This is a genomic window from Paenibacillus nitricinens, assembly GCF_052056485.1.
Lineage (GTDB): Bacteria > Bacillota > Bacilli > Paenibacillales > Paenibacillaceae > Paenibacillus_AQ > Paenibacillus_AQ nitricinens.
The window spans coordinates 4,934,802-4,952,824 of the sequence record NZ_CP183948.1 but is presented as its reverse complement, the minus strand read 5'-3'; the positions used below and the strand labels follow the sequence as shown (position 1 = coordinate 4,952,824).

Below are 18,023 nucleotides of genomic sequence, written 5' to 3'. Positions count from 1 at the left end.
CTTCTTCTGATGGAATAATCGCCCAGGGATATGATAAGCTCATGTAGAGTTATCATATCCCTAAACAGAGGAGGGAAATCTATGAGCCGTTTGATCACAGGGAACACTTATTATGGATTTCAGGTCGTTAATGAGGAATTTATCCGGGAGAACGAATCCAACGTATTCACGCTGGAGCATCTGAAGAGCGGCGCCAGGCTGCTGTTCGTGCAGAATCAGGATGACAACAAGGTATTTAGCGTAAGCTTCAGGACCCCGCCTGAAGATAGTACGGGGGTCTTTCATATTTTGGAGCATTCCGTATTATGTGGTTCAGAGAAATATCCGGTCAAGGAACCTTTTGTAGAACTACTGAAAGGTTCAATGCAGACGTTCCTGAACGCATTTACGTTTGGGGATAAGACGATGTATCCAGTAGCGAGCCGGAACGATCAGGACTTCTCCAATTTGGTGGAGGTTTATCTGGATAGTGTTTTTCAACCGAATATTTATAAGCAACAAGAAATTTTTGAGCAAGAGGGCTGGCATTACGAGCTTCAGCATCCCGAAGATGAGTTAATCTATAAAGGCGTGGTTTATAACGAGATGAAGGGTTCATATTCCTCGCCGACTACGGTTTTGATGGACCGAATCAAAAAGTCATTATATCCGGACACGATTTACCGCCATTCCTCAGGTGGAGATCCACAGGAGATTCCTGCGCTAACGTATGAGCAGTTTCTTAGAGCGCACAGCAATTATTATCATCCGTCCAACAGTTATTTTTATCTCTACGGAGATGTTAATATTGAAGAAAAGCTGCAATTTATAGACCAGGAATATCTCAGTCATTATGAACATAACAGCTTCGATACTTCCATTCCCCGACAACAGCCCATTGGAATGACGGAGCTGGTAGCGGATTATCCGATTCTGGAAGCAGAAGCAGCCACAGACAAAACTTATTTGAGTCTAAATTATGTGATTGGAGAGTCTACAGATCGGGAGCTGAACCTCTCCTTTGATATTTTAAAAAGCATGCTGATGGACAGCAACGCAGCTCCGCTCAAGCAAGCCTTGCTCGAAAGCGGACTGGGCAAAGACGCGTTTGCTTTTTATTCCGACAGTATGGTTCAACCGCTGCTTGGTATTACGCTGACGCATTCCAATGCTTCCTCCAAAGATGCCTTCGTGGAGCTGGTGAAGACTACATTAAAGCGTTTGGCGGAGGACGGACTAGATGAGAAGCTGGTGCTGGCAGCGGTCAACAGTAAGGAATTTGAACTGCGGGAAGCGGACTTTAACCAGTATCCGAAGGGTCTTACTTACAATATCGAAGTGATGAAGTCCTGGCTCTATGACGGTCAGCCGACTACTCACATGCGCTATGAAGAGGTGCTCACGGCCATTCGGGAAAAGCTTGCGGACCGTTATTTTGAGAAGCTGATTGAGGACTATTTACTGAACAGTGATCATTGCAGTGTGGTGGTACTGAACCCGTCCAAGACGATCGCAGCGGAAAAGGAAGCAGCTACTCAGCATCAATTGAATGAATACAAAGCGTCACTGAAACCCGATCAGCTGGAGCAGCTTGTTCTGAGTACACAGCATCTTCTGGCGCGGCAGAGTCATTCGGATGCAGCTGAAGACTTGCAGAAGCTACCGAGCTTGTCTTTACAGGATATTAACCGCAGCGTAGAACCACAGGTGCCGACCCATGAACAAATCCATGAGGGCATTAAGGTGATCCACCATGAGGTAGCTACCCATAAGATTGCTTACTGCAAACTTTATTGGAATACGGATGTTGTAGCTCCTGAACGAATTCCTTATATGGTGCTACTGGCAGAGGTATTGGGCCAAATGGAGACTGCCTCTTACGCCATTAAAGAGCTCACCAGTGAAATCGGGATCAAAACCGGAGGCATAACTTTCAGAAATGAGCTGTTTGGCGCTGCAAAAGCTGCGGGGGCGGGTTATCAGCCTAAATTCTCTGCGCTGGTGAAAGTGATGGCGGGGCATATCGGTGAATCACTGGACCTACTGCGAGAGATACTCTATACAAGTGCGCTCGATAATCTGACCAAGCTACAGGAAATTGTCCGCCGGGAAGCCTCGCAGATGGAATCCATTCTGAATCAAAGAGGGAATGAGATTGCGGCTAGCCGTCTGATGTCCTATTTCTCGGATATGGGTGCGTATCAGGAACAACAGGGCGGCGTTACTTATTACCGCTTTATACGGGAGCTTGCCGAGACATTCGATCAGCAGGGAGCTCAAGTAGCAGACATACTGAAGGACATTTGTGGGGATTTGTTCAATAAAAACAATCTGATTATCAGCGTGACGGGAACACCTGACTTGTATGAAGAATTCGTCGCTAATGCAGCGAAGCTGGGTATCCAGGATCGGCCAGTAGTAAATAGGCCTAAGATTACGGCGCAGGGACATGCGGACAATGAAGGATTCATGTCTTCCAGCCAGGTGCAATATGTGGTTAAGGGATACGACTTTACTAAACTAGGATTCACATATTCAGGGAAAATGCAGGTGCTCAAGAAAATCATGAGTCTTACCTATCTGTGGAATGCCGTGCGTGTGAAGGGTGGTGCGTATGGCGGGAACCTGGTTCTGCGCAGAGATGGGATGATGATGTTCACTTCCTACCGTGATCCGAATTTGCAGGAGACGCTGGAGGTTTATGATCAGGCGTACCGCTTTGTTGAGGGATATGAAGCAGATTCCGACGAGATGACCAAAGCAATTATCGGCACCTTGTCCATGCTGGATCAGCCGCTGAGTCCCAGTGCACAGGGACGGCGGGCGGACAGACATTATTTTGAACAGGTGATGGAGGCCGAGATGCAGCAAGAACGGGATGAAATCTTGTCGACAACACCGGAAGATATCAGACAGTACACCGATTTACTTAAGGCTGTGACGGAACAAAATTATTTCACGGTGGTCGGCAATGCTTCAAAGCTGAAATCGTCAAAAGCATTATTCGGAAGTTTAGAGGAGCTTGTGAAGTAACGCTCTCTAATGACTCCTCTTCAGAACCTGTCTACTCGACAAGGGCTGGAGAGGAGTTTTTTTATGTTGGACTAAAAAACATTTTTACAAGGAATAGTGGCGTAGGGGAATTTTGGAACTGTAGGAGCGTTATACAATCCGGAAATCTGGGGACAACAGCGGCCGGAAGTCCAAACATTCACCATAGTCACGTACTCACCTTGTTGGAAAAAAATTAAAGTGAACTCATTTAGTTAGAACCTTGACAGTTAGGGTTCTAACTATTATGATAATGATGTTACTTAGAGTTCTAACTAATGCGAATGCGGAGGAAATAACAATGAGAAAACCCGTTGAAAACACACCATTTTCTAATTTGATTCGAGAGATCGGGATGAAACTAAAAAGTACAGCTGATGCCAGGCTGAATGAGCTAGGGCTGAATTCTCAGCAAGGACGCATGATTGGCTATATTTTTGAGCATCAAGAAAAAGGTGTGATCCAAAAGGATTTGGCGGAAGTCTTTAATCGAAAAGGAGCGAGTATCACCAGTATGCTTCAAGGGTTAGAAAAGAAAGGCTATATCAAGCGTGTCACACCTGAGAATGATGAACGGCAGAAGAGTATTTTTGTTTTGGAAAAGGGTGCGCTTTTGGTCGAGGAGTTCAATGAGATTTTCTCTGAGGTAGAAGCAAGCATTACAAAAACACTCCGTCCGGAAGAAACAGCTACCTTAAAGTCTTTACTACAAAAAGTTAATTCAAGTCTATAAACGTTCGGAGGATTAATCATGGAAACCGAAGTCTCCAATCAATATTATTTAGAATCGGCGCCGATCAAGAAGGCAATAGCTCATTTATCCATTCCTATGATGATCGGGATGTCTGTAGGTACCATCTATAATGTAATCAATGCTTATTTCATTGGGTTACTCCACAATACTAGTATGCTTACTGCCATTACGCTGGGTCTACCCATTTTCACAGTCTTAATGGCCTTTGGGAATATGCTTGGCGTTGGTGGAGGAACATTTATTACAAGGCTAGCGGGGCAAAAGGATACGGAGAAGGGGAAGAAGGTTGCCGGATACACTTTTTATGGAAGCATTATGGTTGGTATTCTTATTGCTCTACTAGCGATGTTAGCGATGGATCCAATTACGCGATTACTAGGCGCAGATGCTGCTACTCTAGCCTTTACTAAGGCTTATGCTTTGACTCTTTTCGCCGGTGGATTCGCCATTGTGCTTAATTTTGCCTTGGAACAGCTAGTCCGTTCCGAAGGTGCCTCCAAAGAATCGATGTACGGGATCTTCATCAGTACGGCTTTAAGTTTAATTTTTGATCCACTCTTTATTCTTGTGCTGAAGTGGCATGTGGCAGGTGCTGCGTTGGCGATGGTTTTAGCGAATGTGGGTTCCGCGATTTATTATGTGTATTTTTTAGAAACGAAAAGTGAGCATTTAAGGGGATTTTTGAAGCATTTCAAGATATCTGTACGAGATCAATTAGAAGTATACAAAATAGGAGTATCGGAGTTATTGCAATTTAGTTTTGTGATTGTGAGCACGCTTTTGTTAAATAACTTCGCGATTCAATATGGAGAGAATGTGGTTGCTGGATTTGGTGTGGCCTTAAGAATTGTGCAAGTTCCGGAATTTTTATCCATGGGCTTATTCTTAGGTTTGATTCCACTATTTGCATTTAACTTTGCTAGTCAAAATATGGCGAGACTTAAATCAACGATTAAACATGCTTTTGCCTATATCGGAGGCATTGCATTTGTCTTTGTAGGTCTAGTGTTTTTGTTTAGAGGAACGATCTTGCATTTCTTCTCTAATGACCCTTCCGTGTTAAGTATGGGAACTTATATTTTGGTAGCCATGTTAATCTCTGCTTTATTTAATGGTTTTACAGGTTTGTTTATGAGTGTTTTTCAAGCGACCGGACAGGGGATACCAACTAACATTATGGCCATCACACAAGGCGTATTGTTTATCCCTATGATTATCGTGTTACATTCTGTCTTTGGACTTCATGGCGTGATCTGGTCAATGACCATAACAGAAGTTATAACGAGCTTGATGGGTGTCATCTTGTTTATCATTTTTAGTAAAAAGCTTAAAAGCACGGGTGGGGATGGAAAAGATATTGTAGAGGTTGCGTCGGTGTAACAAAAGCTTTGCTTTACGTAAAAGCATAGAAATATAGTGGATGGCGGGAGCGTGGCTCGCGCTTTTTTGCAAATATAAGAAAGTATAAGTTTTACAATATACTTTATGTCTTATATTTCTCGTATAAACACCTTTGGCGTCCTTATAAGGACGCTAAAGGTGTTTATACTTGGTTATCTAGAAGGTTTCATGACCGAAGGATCGGTAAAATTAGTTCCAAAATGAACAATTATAGTTCTTATGATCAATGCTTACTTTTTCTACAATTAGGGATAAGTAAAGGAGGAGAACTATGATACGTAAATTTCATCTTAAAATGGATACGCGCGAAGCGATCGCTGGGTATTTATTCGTCACTCCACTGATGTTGGGGCTGATCATCTTGACCTTGATCCCGGTCCTGGGTTCACTATTATTAAGCTTCACGAACTGGAACTTTGTAGCTGGTCTAGGGGGGATTAAGTTCGCGGGCTTCGATAATTTCATAAGGCTGTTTCATGATGATGCCTTTATGAAAAGCTTGCTGAACAATTTGCTCTTTATTATTACAGTACCGGTTACGATCATCGTTGCTCTGCTGTTAGCTATCCTGATTGATAAACAGGTTTTCCTGAAGGATTTATTTAAAGTGATTTACTTCCTTCCCTACATTTCCAGTGTAGTTGCCATCGCTATGGTTTGGCAGGTTATGTTTCATCCTTCCCTAGGGCCTGTCAATCAATTTCTGATGTCGCTGGGATGGGATTCTCCACCCAAATGGCTGGCTGATATCCATTATGCGCTGCCGTCGCTGATGATGATCCAGATTTGGATTCAGCTCGGGTACAACATTATTATTTTTATCGCGGGTTTACAGAGTATTCCGAAGGATCTTTATGAAGCGGCTGATATTGACGGTGCCAATGTCTGGCGGAAATTCCGCAATATCACGGTTCCCTGCATTTCGCCAACTACCTTTTTCCTGCTGGTTACAGGGGTCATCGGCTCCTTTAAAATCTTTGATCTCATACAAGTACTGACACAGGGCGGACCGGCTAACTCCACGACCGTTATTGTCTATGAGCTTTATGACACTGCCTTCAATCAATTGAAGACGGGTTATGCTTCTAGCATGGCACTTGTCCTGTTCCTCATCTGCCTGATCATTACAGCCCTGCAGATGTTAGCGCAAAAAAAATGGGTCAATTATTAAAGGCGGAAAGGAGAAATTACAGTGAGAAAAGAGCTTCTATCCAGAACCATCTGGACAATCGCAATGGGACTGCTAGGTATCGCATTTCTTTTACCCTTTCTATGGATGTTATCCACTTCCTTTAAACTGGAGAAAGATGTGTTTAATTTTCCAATAGAATGGTTGCCTCAGCAGTGGAATCTTATTGAAAATTACAAACAGGTTTGGTCCGGTGATTTCGCTCGTTATTACGGAAATTCCATTTATATTACATTGGCTACGACTATAATTAATGTGCTGATATGCGCATTGGCGGCTTACGGGTTCTCCAAGCTGCGTTTTCCGGGTAGAGATGCAATGTTTATAGTTGTATTGGCCCTTTACATGGTTCCTCCACAGGCTTCGCTGGTTCCGCAGTTTCTGCTGTTTAACTGGTTGAATCTGATTGATACACATCTAGGGTTGATCTTAATTAACAGTTTTAGTATTATTGGTGCGTTTATGCTCAAGCAATTTTTTATGGGGGTAAATAACGAGTATCTTGAATCTGCGCGGATAGATGGAGCAGGTCATTTTCGTTCGTTTCTACAAATTGCCTTTCCGCTGATCCGTCCTGCTGTTGCTACTTATGCTATTCTACGTTTTATCTGGACCTGGAACGACTATCAGTATCCACTCATTTTTTTGAAGTCTAAAGAACTGTTTACTATTCAGTTAGGTATCCGGTTGTTTGGGGACCAATACGGGGATGTCTATTCCCTTATGATGGCTGGTGCGGTGTCCGCAATACTGCCGCTGCTGATTATTTTTGCTCTTGGTCAGAAGCAGGTTATTGAGGGGATTGCCCTCGGCGGTGTGAAAGGATAATAAAAGTCAAAATAGTTTCTCTTCGGTAGAATATGAGAACTTTCCTCATCTATCCTGCATGTTAGGATGTTCTTGTAAGCAGTTACATAGCACTAGCTGTAAGACGAGGTATGCCCAACACATTTATAGGAGGGTCTATATGAAAAAGAAATTATTATCCGTGCTTATGATCTCATCAATGGCGTTGTCACTCACCGCATGCGGTGGAAATGCGAAAACAAATAATGCAGGAGCGACAAATGCGCCTGACACTGGTGGAAATAAGGAGCCTGCAGCAGAGAAGGTTACGCTGAAGCTGAGCACCTGGCAGACAGAAGCTAAAGCGAAGTGGAGCACGATTATTGCGGAGTTTGAGAAGGCGCATCCCGACATTCATGTAGAAGTGGATCTGCTAAATGAAAAAGGCGACTCTGTTGCCTCCATGCAGAAGCTGGATTTGATGGCCGCTGCAAGTGACCCGCTGGATATTGTCGAATTGCCGTATACCAACTATTCGCAGCGTGCAGATATCGGTGTGTTAGCGCCGATGGACGAATATATTCAGAAAGAAGGGTATAAGCTCTCCGATGAATATCTAGTGGATACTACGGTCAATGGCAAAGTCTATGCGTTACCGTCATCTATGCAGCGCTGGTTCGTGCTTCTTAACAAAGAAATGCTAGATGAGGCGGGTCTGCCGGTTCCGACCGACTGGACTTGGGCGGAGTTCGAAGAGTATGCCAAGAAATTGACTAAGGGTGAGGGTGCAACGAAGCGTTTTGGCGCATATCTGCATAATTGGCCGGATTATTTCCAGCTCCAGCTAATGAGTAAACCAGAGGATAATACTTTCCTGAAATCTGACGGAACCTCCAATGCCCTGGACCCGCAATTTAAGGCTAATCTGCAGATGATGAAGAAAATGATGTACGAAGATAAGAGTGCTACTCCTTACGAGGATATTATTTCGCAGAAGCTTGCCTACCGGAATCAGTATTTTAACGGTTTAGCAGCGATGCTTCCGATGGGTGACTGGATGGTTGCGGAATCGGGTGGAACGGATGCCATTCCAGCAACCTTCGTTACCGCGTTTGCGCCGATCCCTCGACTGGATAGTGAGAGCAAACATTACTCACCTGTTCAGCCAACCTATATGGGGATAGCTGCTAAATCCAAGCATAAGGAAGCTGCTTACACCTTTGTACGCTGGTATACCTCAGAAGGGCTGGAAATCGGCGGACGTGTCTTCTCTGGCTGGGCGAAATCGGACACGAACAAATTGGTCGATACGATTGTAAGTGGTTCTAAGGATCCATCTAAGATAGATGTTGATTCATTGAAATTTACAATGGAGAACTCGAATCCTGGTGCGACGCAAGTTCCGGCTAAATATGCGGATGAAGCTAAGAACAACGTTATTCCAGAAGCGGAGATGTATCTCCTTGGCCAACAGGATCTGGATGTCACTGTTACCAATATCGATAAGAAAATTTCGGAGGTCGTTCAGAACAACAGCGGAAAGTAGGCGGAGACTGATTGTACGCTTCCCCAAGGGGGCTTATAATGTGGGGGCAGGAAAGCATTTCTGCCTCCTGCTCCAAATTTAAAACAGATATGGGGCCTGTCATCCGTGTTTAGAAAGCATCAATCACTTCGAATGAAACTTGTCTGGTCTTCAATGATCTGCGTACTGATCCCGCTAGTCTGCATTTACATGGTTACAGATTACTTAACCCGGGATCTGATTCTGGAGAAGGCCGTTGGCAGCGCAAGAGAGTCTCTCAATGCGTCCAGTGCCAATATGAATGCCATTTTTGAACAAACGCTGGAGCAGTCCAATTTTGTGCTTCAGAACAGCGAAATTAGGCAGATGATGTCTGCTGATCCAGAGACACTCCGTTCAGCGAAGCATATCATCCAGTATAACCGTATGTCACGGATGCTGGATGATATGTTCGTTCTGACAGAATATTTGAAAGTAACGCTAATCGGAAAGAATGGATTTATTTATACCAGCTATCCTTATAGTGACTTTAATCCTTCAACCTTTTATAACGAGCAGTGGATGTCGCTTCTGAAAAAAATTCAACCTATCTCGACCTATTGGAAAGCGGAACACGATACTTACTATAATTACTCGGATAAGAGTTCAGTGGATTGGGTAACCATTGCAAGACCCATTCAATCAACCTCCAGCAGCACGATCGGATATATGATTATCAACATCAATGAGCGCAAACTCCGCCCTTACCTGAACAATGACAATGGCAAAGAGATGATGCTTTTGGATGACAAGGGAACTGTAGTCTCGCATGCTGACAAGGCCCGAATAGGTGAAACGATGACGTGGCGGAAAAAGGATGGCGAGCTTGATACTGTCGAAATTAACGGGGAGAAATTCTTATATGTAGACCAGGAACTGAGCAGTAACAAATGGCGGATGGTAAGCATTATTCCATTGAAGGATGCCTTATCGAAGAATAAGCAGATTTTATTTATCAGCTTAGCCGTGCAAATTCTATTCTTTACCTTGTTTTCCGTTCTCTTAACTGTTCTAATCTCTAAGCTGACTCAGCCCATCGTGAAATTAAGTGCTTTTGTAAAGCGAATAGGCCGTGGTCAATTGGATGAACGTTCACTAATCCGTGGGAATAATGAGGCGGCACAGCTGGCCCGTACCATTGACCAAATGCTAGATCGAATCGAGTCCATGATTGAACAGATCACCTATGAGCAAACAGGAAAAAGAAAAGCTGAACTGGAAATGCTGCAGGCACAGATCAATCCGCACTTTATGTTTAATCTGTTGAATTCGATCCGGTTAAATATTCTGATGCAAGGAGACAAGGAGAACGCCGAGTTGATTGGTTCGTTGTCGTCTTTGCTCCGTATGACCTTTAACAGAGACAATGAGTTTATCCCGCTTCGTGAGGAGACAGATACGATATCTCATTATGTGACTTTGATGAATTTTCGCCATGCCAATCAGGTCAGGCTGGAAATGGATTTAGCAGATGGAACTGCTGAAGCACTGGTGCCTCGGTTTATGATTCAGCCTATGATCGAGAATGCGATCATCCATGGTTTCGAGCAATTTGGTGGTGAGATCTTTATTGAAGCTCATATTGTGGCAACTTCGGGAATGCTGGTTATCACGATTAAGGATAATGGCATCGGCATGTCGGCGGAGAATTTAACAAGACTTCGTGAAACCGCATACAGCAGCGAGCAAATTGCAGATGAGGACAGAAGAGGGTTCTCCGGCATAGGCTTACGCAATGTGGCCCAACGCCTCAGTATGATTTACGGCGCTGCTTTCAAGCTGAATATTCAAAGCGAACCTGATGTGGGGACGGAGATTTGTTTGGAGTTTCCTCTGGATGATGGAAAGGTGGGTGTGGTGTATGCTGACGGCAATTTTGGTGGATGATGACTATCCGGTGATCCGTTATTTGTCGCAGGCTGTGCCTTGGAGTGAGCTCGGGATTGAACTCATCGGGTGTTATTATAGCGGTCTCGAGGCTTGGGAAAAAGCACAGCAGAATCCACCGGATCTGATTATTACCGATATTGGAATGCCCAAGATGAACGGACTAGAGATGCTTGAGAAATTCAGAGCGGTGAACCCTGGAATCCGTGCGATCATTCTCTCCTGCCACAACGAATTCAAGTACGCTCAGCAGGCACTTAAGCTTAACGTGGGGGAATATATTTTAAAGGAATCTCTGGATATCGATCAGCTGCAGCATGCCCTTAGAACCCTTGTAACGGAAGTGGGCCTGAACAGGCAGCGGCATACGGAGATGCTGGTATATAAGCAAAAACAGTCTCAAAACCGCGCCGCGCTGAAGGAAAAGTTTCTAAAAGATACCTTGTACCAGTCCTGGGACAAGGAGGCTTGGATCGAGCAAGCCCGGTCAAACGGAATTATGATCCATGCTAAGAACTATATTCCGGTGCTTATTGTGATTAACCGCCCTGAGGAAGTTTCGAGGGTACGCCGAATGAGTGAATATACGATTTCTTTTGCAGTTGAGAATATCATGCAGGAAGTGCTTGAGGCTGATCACAGTCTGTTTATTTCGAGATATAGTCATAAGGAAATTGTCATTCTTTTTTGCAGTGACAAGCCTTCTAAAGACCACCAAGTGATCTATCATTCAATGCAAAATGCAGCTGCAGCCGTGCAAAAATATCTTAAGCTGTCTGTCTCCTGCCTATTTGGCGCTGAGGCGCGCAGTCCTGAAGAAATTCGTGGGACATTACAGCGGATGCTAAGGGAGAAGACCCAACGCTTTTATCTGCCAACAGCAGGAATTCACCGTTTTGAAGAGATTTGCTTTTCAAAGGAAGATATTTATGCCCAATATGGAAGCATTTACGCTGTTATCAATGATGATATTGCCTTGAACAGGGAAATAGAGCTTCGTGTTCATATCAAGGAATGGAGAGAATGGGTGGCCTCGCAAAAGTTCCATCCCAATGAAGTTAAGGAATGTGTGCTCCGCTTGCTGATGGACTTGCAAATGAAGACGAAACAGCTGTTGCAATCTCCATTGCCTATGGCTGAAGAGAAGCTGTTTAATGTGGTGGGTGACATTGAAACCCTGGAGCATTTGGAAGATTGGCTGGTTCAGTACTTGGAGGAATTAGCCCGGAAAATAAGTATGTTCTCCATCAAGTCCAAACGGAGTGAGGTCATCAAAGCCCAGCAGTTCGTGATTAGTCATGTAACGGAGAAAATAACGCTAGAGGACATGGCAGGACGCTTGAACTTGAATGCCAGCTATTTCAGTCGCCTCTTCAAAAGGGAAACGAACCAGAATTTCATTGAATATGTAAATATGCTGAAGCTTCAGAAGGCAAAAGAGCTGCTTAATCAGTCTGGAAAGACTGTGGAAGAGATTTCTGAATATCTGGGATATGCGAACAAAAGTTATTTCATCAAGCTGTTTAAGCGAGAAATGGGCATGCGGCCTAGTGAATATGCGGCTTGGCATTGAGTTTGGATTGGGAGGGACCATTACTGTGGAACTGAAGGGTACTAAAAATGAATTACAGTTGTTCTTAAATGATCTGTATGCTCCGCTAGAGCAACGATTTACTGCTGGTCATGCAGGAATCGAGATGGGAGCTACAGGATCTATATATAATGAAGCGACTGCGCTTATGGAAGCCTTTGCCCGTCCTTTATGGGGGCTTGTTCCCCATGCCAGCGGTGGAGGAGAAAGTGCGCTCTGGCCGATGTTTCTAGAGGGGATCATTAACGGGACTGACCCGGAGCATGAAGAATATTGGGGTGAATTCTCGACCAAAGACCAGCGTATGGTGGAACAAGCCGTCCTGGGACTGGGGCTTGCTCTTGCGCCGCATAAGCTGTGGGAACCATTGAGTGATGTTCAGAAAATGCAGGTATATAACTGGTTGAACCAGATCAATCATGTGGATCGCTCGAATCCGAATAACTGGCTGATGTTCACGGTTCTTGTCAATGTGGGCTTTAAGAAAGTCGGATTGCCCTACGATCAAGAGATCATGGATGATTATCTGGAGAAGATTGACACCTACTACTTGAGTGATGGATGGTATTCCGATGGGCTGACCGATCAGAGAGACTATTATATTGCTTTTGCTATGCATTATTATACGCTGATATATGCTAAATTGATGGCGGAGGATGATCCTCAGAGGGCTGCAGTTTACCGGGAAAGATCCGCGCAATTTGCCAAGGATTTTATGTATTGGTTTGCTGAGGACGGAAGTGCGATTCCTTTCGGACGTAGTCTGACCTATCGTTTTGCACAGGTCTCTTTCTGGAGTGCGCTGGTGTATGCCGAGGTGCTTCCTTTCTCATATGGCGTTCTCAAAGGAATTATAATGCGCCATTTTCGTTGGTGGTTTGAGAAGCCTATTGTGGGAATAGACGGATTACTAAGTATCGGATATGCTTACCCGAATCTGGTAATGACGGAGAACTACAATGCCCCCGGATCACCGTATTGGGCCTTTAAAGCTAATCTCATTCTAGCCTTGCCGGACGATCATCCTTTCTGGCAGGCAGAGGAAGAGCCGCTACCTGAATTGAAAGAGCTACGGGCTCTCCAAGAGGCGCGTATGCTGGTGAGTCGTCCGGAAGGAAATAAGCATGTTATTGCCTATACCTCTGGTCAGATGGCGAACTTTGATATGGCCCATAGCGCAGCTAAATATTCCAAGTTTGCTTACTCCACGCTGTTCGGCTTTAGTGTACCGAAGGCGGGTTACGGGTTGGTTCAAGGCGCTTACGACTCTACGCTGGCACTGTGCGAATGCGATGAACATTACCGGGTACGCAGATTTTGTGAAATGTGGGAAATTGGAGAGCGTTATGTATATTCCCGCTGGCATCCCTGGAGTGATGTACAAGTGGAGACATGGATTATTCCGGCAGGTTTATGGCATGTCCGTATTCACAGCATTCATAGTGCCCGGCATCTAGATCTAGCAGAAGGTGGATTTGCTATTGGCCAGTCTGCTGGCTTCTCACGTAGTGAACGGGAAATCATTAATGTAACTAACACGGCCGTTTCCGTGCAAATGCCTTGGGGAATAAGTGCTATACATATGCTAAACGGCTTTGACCGGGCAGAGTGCGTGTATCCTGAACCCAATACCAACCTGCTGAAGCCGCGGACACTTCTTCCTAGCTTGTGTACTCGATTGGAGCCCGGAGATCAGGTATTGATGTCTGCTGTCTTCGGAGCAACGAATACGCCAGAGAACCAGTCAGCACTAGCTTTGCCACCAATTATTAAGCAGCATTCGGATGGAAGGATTTCTGTATACGATTCCTGTAACGGTGAACTGCTCTATACTGCTGACTTATCGGAAAGGAGAAACAAAGATGTGGAATAAGGCGATTGAGGATGCGATTCACAAAATTAAGAGAAATATTGCTAACCATCCGGGCAAACTGCCTCATATAGCAGAGGGACAACAGTACGAATGGGGAGACAATGATGATTGGATAGAAGGATTTTATGTAGGGATGATGTGGCTTGCTTATGAATATAGCAAAGATCCAAGCTATAAGGAGGCGGCAGCCTCTTGGTTAGGTGACTTCAAGCATCGTTTGGATCATCATATTGCGCTGGATCATCATGATATAGGTTTCTTATATTCACTTACTGCTGTAGCGGAGTGGAAAATAACAGGCAGCGAAGCGGCACGGGCTGTCGGTCTACAAGCTGCGGATACGCTATGCAAGCGCTGGCGTGAACCAGCCGGGATTCTTCAGGCATGGGGCTTGGAGAATGACCCGGAAAATGCGGGACGCATTATTATTGATTGCTTGATGAATTTGCCGCTGCTGTTCTGGGCGACAGAGGAAACGGGGGACAATCGCTATTATGATATAGCTCTCCAGCATGCGCTAAAGAGTCAGAAATTTCTTGTGCGCGGCGATGCTTCCTCTTACCATACGTTTTATTTTGATCCGGTCACTGGAAATGCAATTCGTGGAGGAACACATCAAGGCTATGAGGATGGGTCGACTTGGACACGGGGGCAAGCCTGGGGAATATATGGATTTGCTCTAGCTTATCGTTATACACGAGAGGAAGACTTTCTTAATACCTCTAAAAGTCTGGCCCATTACTTTATCAGCCATCTTCCAGAGGATAATGTGGCGTATTGGGATTTTGATGTGCCAGTGGAAGCGGGTACGCCTCGCGACAGCTCGGCTTCGGCCATTGCGGCTTCCGGTCTAATAGAGCTGTTGGATCTTCTAGATGCAGATGACCCGGACCGCGCTATTTATGAAGATGCCTTACTCCGCAGCATGAAATCCTTGGTGGAACATTATGCGACCTCTGGAAATCCGGAGGCGGAGGGGCTTCTAAAGCATGGTTCTTATCATGTCAGAGGTGGACGTGTGCCGGATGGTCACATGATTTGGGGAGACTATTATTATTTGGAAGCACTGATCCGTATGCAGACCGGAATCCGCGGGTCTTGGTAGTAGATGAATGGAACAACGGTTCATTCACGTAGTGACCACAACGAGCGTCAACATACATCCTAATCTGAAAATAAAGGGAGAGTTCCACAGCCGTTTCATGGCTTGTGGGACTCTCCCTTTTTGTGATGTGCGTATATTATTCTCCATACAACATTCCTGTCTATAAGAACTGATTATGTATTTGGATGTTGTGTGGATTCCCTAATGATCAGATGGGTAGGAAGGAGAATTTCTATGAAAGGCTCCTCGGGATGATCGATGCGCCAGAAGAGCTGTTCTATAGCTTTTCGTCCAAAGTAAGACAAATCTACATCCATCGTTGTAGTCAAAGGAGTTGTTATCCGTGATAACTGTCCATTATCAAAGCTCACAATAGATACATCTTGGGGGATCTGATACCCAAGCTTGTACATCACGGAATTGATCAAGAACCCCAAGCCGTCATTGACACAGAACCAAGCCGTAGGCTGCTCATCCAACTTTTGTACAGCGTTGAACACATCATCCATTTCTTCAATGGCATGATCGAACACCCATAATGGGTTGTATTCAATGGCAGATTGGTATAGAGCCAGGCGATAACCTTCTAAACGCTCGTAATAGCTTGGTGAGAATTGAATATTGCCGATGAATCCAATACGGGTATGTCCCAATCCAATTAAATGCTGCACCGCTGTATAAGCGGCATAACGATTATTGGTGAGAATACTATCGGCCTTAAGATCAGGGTGATGATGATCAATTAACACGGTGGGAATCCCTGTGCCCGTCACTGCTTGAATATACGGGGTCGTAATATGGGACAAAATCAAGATTCCTTCTACAGAAGGATCAAATAATATAGGAGGCAGAATCAATTGTTCGGAAGCGTGATGATCAATAGATTGAATAACCATACGCTTATTCCGCTTCGCTGCTTCCTTCTCAATACTCAAATAAATTTCTCCAAAAAAATTACGTTTGGAAAATGCAAATTCTGATGCCAAAATGACAAAGGTTCCAGCTTCTTCTTCTGTGCTTTTGCGCCCTCGCGAATAGGTGTAACCCATTTCATTCGCAGTATCGATAATTAATTGTCTCGTTTCCTCACTCACACCGTCTTTACCGGAAAGAGCCTGAGAAACAGAGTTCTTCGATATATTCAATCGATCGGCGATATCTTGCATTGTCACCTTCACCTTCATGCGAAGATACGTCCTTTCTAATTAGAAGTGTAATGAATATTCTTCCATACTGTCTCTCATAATACTAAAGATTATGCTGTAAAACTACATTACAACTATAAATTATTTTAACATTACAAACTATATAAGTAAAGGTAATTTGTAATGTAATTAATTGTGTCTTTTTCATTAACACTCGAATAACAGGTTGACATTTTCGCTAAAAACTATAATAATAGCAATTGTAACGCTTACAAAGCTGCTTACAGGTATATATTTATTTAATTTTGTAACGTTACAAAATTATATCTAGGAATTACAAAATGCTGCACTGATGTGCATCGATACTCAGGGAGGGTTTATTTTATGAAGAAGAAGCTTTCAGTAATGCTTGCACTTACGCTTGTATTCACGATTCTTGCCGGTTGTGGATCAAAGAGCGGTAATTCAGGCACTTCAGCTGATGGAGTAACAACTATTGAGTTCTGGGCTGCACCTAACCCGACTCAACAAGCATATTGGCAGAAAATCGCCAAAGAGTATGAGACTGTCAACCCTAAGGTGAAAATTAACGTAAGTGCGATCAAGGAGTCCCCTACTTCTGAGGCAAGTATCCAAGCTGCAATCGCGGGTGGAAGCGCTCCGACGATGACTGAGAATATTAGCCGTGGTTTTGCAGCACAACTTGCGAACAGCAAAGCGTTAGTTCCATTGGATACGATTGCTGGCTTCAATGATATTGTGACAAAACGTAATATGACCAAAACGATTGAGCCTTGGGAATTTGCCGATGGCCATCAATATGTTCTTCCAATCTACTCCAATGCAATGTTGTTCGGATGGAGAACGGATATTTTGAAAGAAGCTGGTGTGAACGAAGTTCCGAGAACATACAGCGAAGTGATTGAGGCAACGAAAAAATTAAAAGCCAAATACCCGGATAAATATCTTTGGGCGAAACCTGACTTAGCAGACCCTACCTCTTGGAAAAGATGGTTCGACTTCTTTATGCTGTACAATGCAGCTTCAGATGGCAACAAATTCATTGAAGGCAGCCAATTTGTTGGCGATGAAAAAGCTGGTGTAGACGTTCTTACTTTCGTGGACAATCTTCGTAAGGAGAAAGGGCTGTTGTCTCAGAATGTAACAGAACCTTTTGAAAATGGAGTGGGCGTATTTACGGATGTAGGACCTTGGACATTCAGCACATGGGCTGAGAAATATCCAGAGCTTCAGTACAAGGAAAACTTTGAAGTAACATTGCCTCCTGTTCCTGACGGTATGGATCCAGCGAATGCAAAAACATTTGCGGATGCTAAAGGAATTGTTATCTATGCTTCGGCAAGTCCAGAGCAACAAGCTGCTGCAATAGAATTTATCAAGTGGGTTTACTCGGATGACAAAAATGATGTTGCCTTTTTCCAAGAAACTAACTTGCCTCCAGCACGTGATGATGTAGGTACAAATGAAGTATTTAAACCAGTATTTGAAAAAACGCCTGTATTGCAAGAGTATGCAAAAGCAATCCCGAATGCTGTTCCATCCATGGACAATCCGAAATTCAACGAATTGCAAACCTTTATTGGTCAAGAGGCCTTTAACAAAATCGTTCGTGGTGAGATTGATCCAAAAACGGGTTGGGACAATATGAAGAAGGCGATTGAAGGGGAACTTCAATAA

General features: G+C 44.2%; 12 protein-coding genes. 11 read left to right on the top strand and 1 reads right to left on the bottom strand.

The genetic code is table 11. The features are described from left to right. Positions 1-81 precede the first annotated feature (81 nt). The 10 genes from ACN6KS_RS22090 to ACN6KS_RS22045 all read left to right on the top strand — a co-directional run bounded on the left by ACN6KS_RS22090 (position 82) and on the right by ACN6KS_RS22045 (position 15,180). Entirely contained in the window at positions 82-3,012 is a 2,931-nt protein-coding gene (locus ACN6KS_RS22090; protein WP_440960483.1) for an insulinase family protein, read from the top strand. A gap of 319 nt (positions 3,013-3,331) precedes the next feature. Further along, entirely contained in the window at positions 3,332-3,763 is a 432-nt protein-coding gene (locus tag ACN6KS_RS22085) for a MarR family winged helix-turn-helix transcriptional regulator (RefSeq protein WP_094869473.1), read from the top strand. Positions 3,764-3,781: 18 nt separating this feature from the next. Further along, complete coding sequence (locus ACN6KS_RS22080) at positions 3,782-5,164, top strand: MATE family efflux transporter (RefSeq protein ID WP_094869472.1); 1,383 nt, start codon at positions 3,782-3,784, stop codon at positions 5,162-5,164. Positions 5,165-5,456: 292 nt separating this feature from the next. Further along, positions 5,457-6,356 (top strand): carbohydrate ABC transporter permease, encoded by a 900-nt coding sequence (locus tag ACN6KS_RS22075; RefSeq protein WP_094869471.1) that lies wholly within the window; start codon positions 5,457-5,459, stop codon positions 6,354-6,356. A 63-nt stretch (positions 6,357-6,419) separates the two neighbouring features. Beyond that, positions 6,420-7,202, top strand: a complete 783-nt coding sequence (locus tag ACN6KS_RS22070; RefSeq protein WP_094869525.1) for a carbohydrate ABC transporter permease — start codon at positions 6,420-6,422, stop codon at positions 7,200-7,202. A 139-nt stretch (positions 7,203-7,341) separates the two neighbouring features. Next, positions 7,342-8,706: an ABC transporter substrate-binding protein gene (locus ACN6KS_RS22065; protein ID WP_440960482.1), complete on the top strand. Its 1,365-nt coding sequence runs from the start codon at positions 7,342-7,344 to the stop codon at positions 8,704-8,706. Between the two features lie 105 nt (positions 8,707-8,811). Then, on the top strand, positions 8,812-10,611 hold the full coding sequence (locus ACN6KS_RS22060) for a cache domain-containing sensor histidine kinase (protein WP_440960481.1): 1,800 nt from the start codon (positions 8,812-8,814) through the stop codon (positions 10,609-10,611). Then, positions 10,586-12,184, top strand: coding sequence for a response regulator transcription factor (locus tag ACN6KS_RS22055; protein WP_094869469.1), 1,599 nt, complete (start codon positions 10,586-10,588; stop codon positions 12,182-12,184). The genes ACN6KS_RS22060 and ACN6KS_RS22055 overlap by 26 nt, the downstream gene beginning before the upstream one ends. A gap of 25 nt (positions 12,185-12,209) precedes the next feature. After that, complete coding sequence (locus ACN6KS_RS22050; RefSeq protein ID WP_256990507.1) at positions 12,210-14,075, top strand: DUF2264 domain-containing protein; 1,866 nt, start codon at positions 12,210-12,212, stop codon at positions 14,073-14,075. Further along, the gene (locus tag ACN6KS_RS22045; RefSeq protein WP_440960480.1) at positions 14,065-15,180 is read left to right on the top strand and encodes a glycoside hydrolase family 88 protein; all 1,116 of its coding nucleotides are present in this window, start codon (positions 14,065-14,067) and stop codon (positions 15,178-15,180) included. Before ACN6KS_RS22050 ends, ACN6KS_RS22045 begins: the two co-directional genes overlap by 11 nt. A 173-nt stretch (positions 15,181-15,353) precedes the next feature. Here the strand turns inward: ACN6KS_RS22045 and ACN6KS_RS22040 are convergent, their stop codons facing one another. Beyond that, on the bottom strand, positions 15,354-16,364 hold the full coding sequence (locus ACN6KS_RS22040; protein WP_440960479.1) for a LacI family DNA-binding transcriptional regulator: 1,011 nt from the start codon (positions 16,362-16,364) through the stop codon (positions 15,354-15,356). Between the two features lie 345 nt (positions 16,365-16,709). Between ACN6KS_RS22040 and ACN6KS_RS22035 the strand changes: the two genes are divergently transcribed. Next, positions 16,710-18,023 (top strand): ABC transporter substrate-binding protein, encoded by a 1,314-nt coding sequence (locus tag ACN6KS_RS22035; protein WP_440960478.1) that lies wholly within the window; start codon positions 16,710-16,712, stop codon positions 18,021-18,023.

Bases quoted from the DNA above. Each gene is read 5' to 3' on its own strand.
- ACN6KS_RS22090 (WP_440960483.1), top strand. From the start codon at position 82: ATGAGCCGTTTGATCACAGGGAACACTTATTATGGATTTCAGGTCGTT.
- ACN6KS_RS22085 (WP_094869473.1), top strand. From the start codon at position 3,332: ATGAGAAAACCCGTTGAAAACACACCATTTTCTAATTTGATTCGAGAG.
- ACN6KS_RS22080 (WP_094869472.1), top strand. From the start codon at position 3,782: ATGGAAACCGAAGTCTCCAATCAATATTATTTAGAATCGGCGCCGATC.
- ACN6KS_RS22075 (WP_094869471.1), top strand. From the start codon at position 5,457: ATGATACGTAAATTTCATCTTAAAATGGATACGCGCGAAGCGATCGCT.
- ACN6KS_RS22070 (WP_094869525.1), top strand. From the start codon at position 6,420: ATGGGACTGCTAGGTATCGCATTTCTTTTACCCTTTCTATGGATGTTA.
- ACN6KS_RS22065 (WP_440960482.1), top strand. From the start codon at position 7,342: ATGAAAAAGAAATTATTATCCGTGCTTATGATCTCATCAATGGCGTTG.
- ACN6KS_RS22055 (WP_094869469.1), top strand. From the start codon at position 10,586: ATGCTGACGGCAATTTTGGTGGATGATGACTATCCGGTGATCCGTTAT.
- ACN6KS_RS22045 (WP_440960480.1), top strand. From the start codon at position 14,065: ATGTGGAATAAGGCGATTGAGGATGCGATTCACAAAATTAAGAGAAAT.
- ACN6KS_RS22040 (WP_440960479.1), bottom strand. From the start codon at position 16,364: ATGAAGGTGAAGGTGACAATGCAAGATATCGCCGATCGATTGAATATA.
- ACN6KS_RS22035 (WP_440960478.1), top strand. From the start codon at position 16,710: ATGAAGAAGAAGCTTTCAGTAATGCTTGCACTTACGCTTGTATTCACG.